3 protein-coding genes are annotated in these 2,329 nt (G+C 45.6%); all 3 read right to left on the reverse strand.

The genetic code is table 11. The features are described from left to right. Positions 1–287 (reverse strand): hypothetical protein (locus AAC033_RS19020; RefSeq protein WP_339741148.1); only part of this gene is annotated, 287 nt, incomplete at its 3' end. Between the two features lie 107 nt (positions 288–394). Then, entirely contained in the window at positions 395–2,050 is a 1,656-nt protein-coding gene (locus AAC033_RS19025) for a RagB/SusD family nutrient uptake outer membrane protein (protein WP_339741150.1), read from the reverse strand. Positions 2,051–2,068: 18 nt separating this feature from the next. Further along, a partial coding sequence (locus AAC033_RS19030; RefSeq protein ID WP_339741152.1) for a hypothetical protein occupies positions 2,069–2,329 on the reverse strand: 261 nt, incomplete at its 5' end.

The raw sequence follows: 2,329 nt of genomic DNA on the forward strand, positions 1-2,329 counted from the left end.
CCCCATTGCATGGGTACAAAATCAACGTTAACCGGTTCAAAGTCAGAAAGACCAAGCCCCCATGAATAGTGCCAGTGTGCTTTCAGGTCCGACACCCGATAGGACCATTGGGTTCCGTTGGTCGTAAAGGCCGCTCCTTTTTTCCCAATCTCGGGAAGTGCAGGCAGCGTATTGGTATTTTCCGGCTCTTCAATATCATAAAATTTGAAGTCACCCTCAGCAAACTTCTCCTCGCACGAAGAGAAGAATGCCGTCAAAATGAATAGAAATCCAACTATATTCTTCATCTGTATCGATTTTTATTTTTAACTATCTTACTGAAATAAATGAGATTAGCTATCCTCAACAATCAACCAACCTTCGCTGAGCTAATCTCATTTTTTTCATCTCCCAATTACCATCCCGGGTTTTGTTCCAGGTTTGAATTTTTATAAATCTCCGCCTGAGGTATCGGGTACACGTTCATATAGTCCTGATAGACTCTGCGTTCAAGCAGGACTTTTTCGTAGGCAAAGCCCCCGTAAGGGTTGCGGGCAATGTTCATGGCATAAATATCGGTTGTTTGCGGACCAATCATCCATCGGCGGACATCCCAAAAGCGATGGTCTTCGAAAGCCAATTCCACCCGGCGCTCGTTCCTGATTTTTGTGCGGAACTCATCCTGTGACAGCCCTGCTGGAAAGTCAGGCATACCTGCCCGCAAGCGGACTAAATTCACTGCTTCCAAGGCTGTCATGCCATAGGTAGACGCATCTTCTGGCCCATAGGCTTCGTTCATAGCTTCGGCATAATTCAACAACACTTCGCCAAAGCGGAACAATACCCATGTATGACGTCTTTCGGTGGTGTTGGTAGGAGCAAGACTAACGGCTTCAATCACATATTTTTTCAGGTAGTAGCCCGTTTTGGTTGCATTGGCTTTTGGCAAGCCATTAGCCCCTCCGTAAAAACTTTCAACCACTTGCCCTTTCCAAATCGAATTATTCAGGATCACCGTCTGTTCCAGTCGCGAATCTCTTCCGGCATAAGGAAATATCGGGTCGTAGCCGGAGTCAGGATCCGTAATGGGCAAACCTGTCTGCACCATTTCATAAGAGTCAACCAAATTCTGGGTTGGACAGGTTCCGGTGTTTCCGCCTTCAAATCCAATCGGAAAATTCCTTTTTTCAAAACCGTTGGAATCACCTTCTCGCCTCCCCAAAATCAATTCGGAACTGGTTAGGTTATTCACCACATTGCTGTAGTTGCCCTCCAGAGAATACCAAGCCGAATCAATAATAGCTTTGGCAGCGCTTGCAGCTTCTTCCCAAAGGGCGAGGTTATTGGCATCGTTATGCAATGGACTCGCCGCATAAAGCAATACCCTTGATTTCAATGCCATTGCAGCCCCACGGGTTGCCCGTCCAGTTTCCTGAGCCGAAGAAAAATCACCATAATCTTCGGGCAGTTCCGCCGCAATGTCATCGCACTCCTGCACAATAAAACTGACCACATCACTGAATGAATCCTGAGCAACAAGCTGAGCTTCCTCTGGTGTTAACACTTCTGTGATCAGCGGAACGTCCTTATATCGCTTGATGAGTTCGAAGTAGAAAAAAGCGCGAAGAAAGCGAGCCTCGTACGGATACATGGCGAACTGCTCCATCATTTCGCTATAATCTTCGTTGAAGCGCTCTTCCGGAAACTCCTGTCCGGCACTTTCGGATAAAAACAGGTTAGCTGCCCGAATGCCTTCATACATCTCGCCCCACACATTGTCCAATGGCTGAATGGCGCTCCAACTTCCATCGTTGAATTTCTGTACGTTGGATAGATCCCACACATGCTCCGCTTCGTCAGTCGCCGCTGAACGCATGGCACCATCAATGCTGTTGAAATCGGTTGGCAGTTTGGAATAAATTCCTGTCAAAAAGCTTTTGGTCCGTCCGAAATCAGCAAAAACATCATCCTTTCGGTTGTAGGACGTTTCATCATAGTCCAAATATTCGCAGCTCATTGTAAGCGTTAACAAGCCAATCAAGCTGTACTTTATATATTCTCGTATCTTCATGTCTGAATCTTTTATAAATTAAAATCCAAGGTTAATCCCAAAATGCCATGAACTCAGGGTCGGATAAGTCACTCCTAATTCTTCCGGATCGAGTACATCAACCATATCGACGGAGAACAGATTCATCCCCCGGGCAAAAATCTTGGCCGACTTCATGTTTAGCTTATCCAACAGTTGGTCTGAAAAACGATAATAGATTTCCAAACGTCTCAATTTCAAATAGTCTCCCTCTGTTAACCAAATATCATTTTTCTGATAGTTGTTGGCATTTTCCAGCAA

Origin of the sequence: uncultured Sunxiuqinia sp. (assembly GCF_963974515.1) — a bacterium.
Classification (GTDB): Bacteria; Bacteroidota; Bacteroidia; order Bacteroidales; family Prolixibacteraceae; genus Sunxiuqinia.

Coding starts and splice junctions, on each gene's coding strand:
- AAC033_RS19025 (WP_339741150.1), bottom strand. CDS start 2,050: ATGAAGATACGAGAATATATAAAGTACAGCTTGATTGGCTTGTTAACG.